We start from the raw sequence: 4,127 nt of genomic DNA, 5'->3' as shown, positions 1-4,127 counted from the left end.
GAGATCGAGCTGGCTCTCGAACCAGGCTTCGCGCCGCGCCTTTACGTCCGGGCGGTCCTGTTCGCTCGCATGGGCGGTCTTTTTTTGAACGTCAGACCGCAACGGTCGAGAAACGTCCACAATGTCGCGCGACTGGCCTTCACGCCGCGCTCGGCAAGCAGCCGCTCCAGGAGTTCGCTGATCGTCAAGTCCGGCGTCGCCTCGATCAATCCCAGCAAATAGTCCCGATGGGGATCGAGCTTCGAGCGTCGAGGCTGTCCCTGCTTGCGCGCCGTGCGCTCCCCGGTCTCTCGCGCCCGCCGCACCCAGACAATCGCCGTGGCGTCGCCGACCCCAAACCTTGCTGCCGCATGGCGAGCCGGCACTCCCGCCAACGCGGCGTCAATCACGCGATCACGCAAATCCTGGCTGTAGGCCCTCGCCATCCGTCGCCTCCATCGCTATCGCGATGAAAGAATCATGCTCTCGCCGATTCGGGAATCCCGAACAGAATCGGAAAACAACGAACCCGCTCTAGACGAAGAAGTTGACGCGCGAGCACTCCGGGAGCAGTCGGTCGGCTTCTTGACCGGTCACAATCAACGGAGGCGGCTGCGGAACTATGACAATCGCCGAACCTGTTTTCTTTGACTGCGAGGCTTCCGATCTGGAGGGCTATCCAATCGAAATCGGCTGGGCGTTCACCGATCCCGAAACGGGCGGCGTCATATCCGAAAGCCATCTCATTCGGCCGCCAGCGGAGTGGCCGGTCAAGGACAGCTGGGATCGCGCCGCCGAAATATTGCATGGAATCACGTTTGAGCAATTGTGTCGCGACGGTCGCCCGGTCTGGGAGGTCGCCCAGCGTATGAACCTCGTGCTGCAGGGGCGGGAACTCTTCTCCGACGCACCGCATGACGAAGGCTGGCTCCGTCTTCTGTTTGACGCCGCAGGCGTCGATGCGACTTTCACGGTTCGCAGGACCGACGCTAGAATTCTCATTTCCCAAGCCGCCGTCGATAGCGGATTGGATGAAGCCGCATATGCGCGCGTGAAGGCTCGGGCGACCGCATTGGCCCCGCGCCGTCACCGCGCCGAAGCCGATGCGCGTCACTTGGCCGTTCTCTGGAATATCGTTACACGGAAAGGATTATAGCGCTCTCGCCCAAGCGGTGCGCGGCAGCTACTCTAGCGTTCACGCCCTTGACGGCGAGAAACATCGGAAACTAGTTTGTGAATTCTTTCGGGTGGGTCCAATGCACCTAAGTCGCTTGCAGTTGACGCTGATCGTCAGGACTTTACTGTCGTTTTCTGCATTACAGTTTTCCTCCGGGGCGGTGGCCCAGAGCCCCAGTGATGTTTTTGGTCTTTTGGGCGCAATAGTCCAAGGGGCTATCGCTGAATCTTTAAGAACTGAATGGGAAGCCGAGCCGGCTGCCGTGATTGCGTGCCTTGAAGCCAAGGGCTATGGGGTATCGACGCTCGCCACTCACGGCATCGGACCTAGAGATCCTCGCGTGCGGCGTTTATTAAGAGAGTGCCGCCGCCCCCCGAGTAATGATGAGCAATCCGATGCGATCCTCTCCACCGACCCCAAATTTGCTATAGACGGGCTCGGCCTTGGCGAAGATGTTCGACCTACCAGCGACGTATATAGATCGTTTCGCTGCTCGCGCAGCGAGCAGTTCGCAACCTTCATTTGGTGTCGCAGAACTGAGGCCGAGCAGGGGAAATTAGGTCCCTACAAGAAGACAACCTCAATTCTCCACTCTGAAACTACATTGAAAGCCGCCTATGTGTCTCGCTCTATCGAGCCCGCCTTCTTCAGTGAGAACGACATTGAGCGGGAGGTCGATAGGCTATCGCGGATATTCCTTTCTCAACCACACATCATGAAAGCCCCTGCGGCAGCGGGAATGGTGCGGGGGATTATCGCCATTTGGGGCTCGGTAGTACTTGAACCGCTCGATGCCGAAAATGTCGCGGCAGTGGCTAGCCGTAAGAGTATAAAGAAAGGCCTGCTTATCGACTTTCTTGGAAATTTACAGCGATCCGCGCAAGAGGGGTTGCCGATATACAGGATCGGCGGAGGCCCCGGCTATGTTTATTCCGCAAACCATAACGAAGCTGGCAAAGGCAATCTGCGCCTAACTGTTTCGGACAGCAGAATGTATGACCCGCCCGGGTCGGGCATGGCGACAGCGACCAGCCCTAGTGCGCCTAGCGGTGATAGCGCACTTGGTGGATCCCGAGAATCAGAAAACACTGAGCAGTCAGTCCAAGAAACTGTGCGTCGGCTCCAAGCTGAGCTTGAAGCAGCACGCCAATCCGCAGCGGAGGCTGAAAATAGAAGACAGTCAGAGGCTGAAGCGGCTCGTCGCGCAGCAGCGGAAACCGAGCGTCGGCACCAAGCTGAGCTTGAAGCAGTACGCCAATCCGCAGCGGAGGCTGAAAATAGAAGACAGTCAGAGGTTGAAGCGGCTCGTCGGCTTCCGGCTGTAACTCCAGGGTCTCAGCGCGTCCAAAAAGAAGTTGGCCAAGGCGATAAAACGGCGCACCAGCCAGTCACGAGTCTGATCGGAATCATCCTCGGGCTATTAATTATCAGTGGATTGCTACTTCGTTTATATCGTCGCAGCTACTCCAAACAAGAACTGAATTCAGATGAGCAATCGCGCGCGCAGCCACCCGAGAGCGAACACAAGTGGCTAAAGCACAAACTTGCACAAGGAAAAGATTACTTTGACCGCGCAGAAGCTGAACCCTTGAGATATCCATCGGATGGTGTTTCAACTCATGCTGTGATCGGCGAAGGAACAGATTCAACGGCAGCCTCTTCGCGCCTCGATCATTTCCTCGGCCCCGAAATTCAGCAGGAGCATTCCGGAACCGAGGGGGATAATCGTTTCGGTCCGGCGCGCGCACGCAGATCGACCTCCCACAATACCGCAGAAACCTATGCCGCACCTCCTAACCGACCACACAAAATGTCGTTCGCCGTCAAGTTCGCCTTGGTTTTCTTCGCCCTGCTGGGGATTCTGGTGTACTCGTTCGTCGCCGCTGTCCCTATGCTCTTTATCTACACCATATTAGCGATAGTATTTATAGTACCATCTGTAGTGGCGTGGAAGCGCGATAGCGATTGGCTGCTTATCGTGTTGATTGTAAACATCCTGTTTGGGTGGACAGTTCTAGGCTGGGGTATAGCTCTTATCATCGCGGTTCTTCCTAAAACCCCCACAGTTGAGAGTGAAGAATAACATAGGAGTAGGGAAATGTACGCTCTGCCACTTGTAATTGTCCGTCGTCGAATGATTTGAGACAGGCTGGGCTGCAATTTAGTGGAGGATGCGGCTCACCTGACGATTGAGTTTCAGCGGCGGTCATTTGATGTTGCAACCATCGATTCTCGATTGTGATGCGTTTGATCCTTCTCTTTCGAGCGCGAGATTGTTCGAGCTCTCGTGATAGCGACGACGATTGTAGTGATCGACGAAGGCGCTGATCTTCGCATTCAGGTCGCCCGGCAGATAATAGTTTTCGAGCAGGATGCGGTTCTCGAGCTTGATGCCAGCGCTCGATCTTGTTTTGGGTCTGTGGATGCAACGGCGCGCCGACATGAGCGTCGATCCAGTCAGGAAGCGTCTGCGTCCAGCTCGCTCTCGCGAATGTGAGGCTCGACGCGCCCAGCACCGCGACGAATATCTGCCCCATGCGCACTTCGCCGGTGAGCCTGTCGACGACGACGGGAACGCCGTCGCCGGCGTAATCGACGAACAGGCGCTCGCCGGCGGCGTGGGTCTGCCGCATGGTGACGGACAACGTCCTCGCGAAGGCGCGATACAGCTCGCAAGAGCGCGAATAGCGATAGCCGCCGGGGTTCTCGGCGATGTATTCGTCCCACAGGATCGTCAGGGTGACATGCTTGCGCTTCAGCTCGCGATGCACGTTTGCCCAGTCCGGCTCTTCGACGCGCCGGTGACCACGCTTGCTGCGCCGGTTGCCGTAAAGCGCCGCCTCCAGCGCGTCGTCGTTCATTCCCTCCGGCAGCGGCCAGGAGAGCCCGGCGCCCTCCGCGCGTTTGAGCGCTTCCCGAACCGTCGAACGCGGCATGCCGAGACGCCGGGAAATCTCGTGCGCTGAAACCG

At 57.6% G+C, this 4,127-nt stretch carries 3 protein-coding genes and 2 pseudogenes; 2 read left to right on the top strand and 3 right to left on the bottom strand.

All coding sequences use genetic code 11. The annotated features are described in order from the left end of the window. Positions 1–41: 41 nt before the first annotated feature. Positions 42–425 (bottom strand): IS630 transposase-related protein, encoded by a 384-nt coding sequence (locus IYY11_RS05470; RefSeq protein ID WP_196402989.1) that lies wholly within the window; start codon positions 423–425, stop codon positions 42–44. A gap of 176 nt (positions 426–601) precedes the next feature. Here IYY11_RS05470 and IYY11_RS05465 point away from each other — a divergent pair, with 176 nt between their 5' ends. Then, positions 602–1,135: a hypothetical protein gene (locus IYY11_RS05465; protein ID WP_196402988.1), complete on the top strand. Its 534-nt coding sequence runs from the start codon at positions 602–604 to the stop codon at positions 1,133–1,135. Between the two features lie 121 nt (positions 1,136–1,256). Beyond that, entirely contained in the window at positions 1,257–3,239 is a 1,983-nt protein-coding gene (locus tag IYY11_RS05460) for a superinfection immunity protein (protein WP_196402987.1), read from the top strand. A gap of 115 nt (positions 3,240–3,354) precedes the next feature. Here IYY11_RS05460 and IYY11_RS22880 read toward each other — a convergent pair. Then, positions 3,355–3,621, bottom strand: a pseudogene (locus tag IYY11_RS22880) (integrase core domain-containing protein); the annotation flags it as partial. After that, positions 3,595–4,110: pseudogene (locus IYY11_RS22875) on the bottom strand (IS21 family transposase); the annotation flags it as partial. The pseudogenes IYY11_RS22880 and IYY11_RS22875, both read right to left, overlap by 27 nt. Positions 4,111–4,127: the final 17 nt, after the last annotated feature.

The organism is Methylocystis sp. H62, from assembly GCF_015709515.1.
Classification (GTDB): Bacteria; Pseudomonadota; Alphaproteobacteria; order Rhizobiales; family Beijerinckiaceae; genus Methylocystis.
The sequence above is the reverse complement of the archived record's forward strand: the minus strand, read 5'-3'. Positions and strand labels throughout refer to the sequence as shown.

What these genes read in the sequence shown, in the direction of transcription:
- IYY11_RS05465 (WP_196402988.1), top strand. Translation starts at nt 602, where the DNA reads ATGACAATCGCCGAACCTGTTTTCTTTGACTGCGAGGCTTCCGATCTG.
- IYY11_RS05470 (WP_196402989.1), bottom strand. Translation starts at nt 425, where the DNA reads ATGGCGAGGGCCTACAGCCAGGATTTGCGTGATCGCGTGATTGACGCC.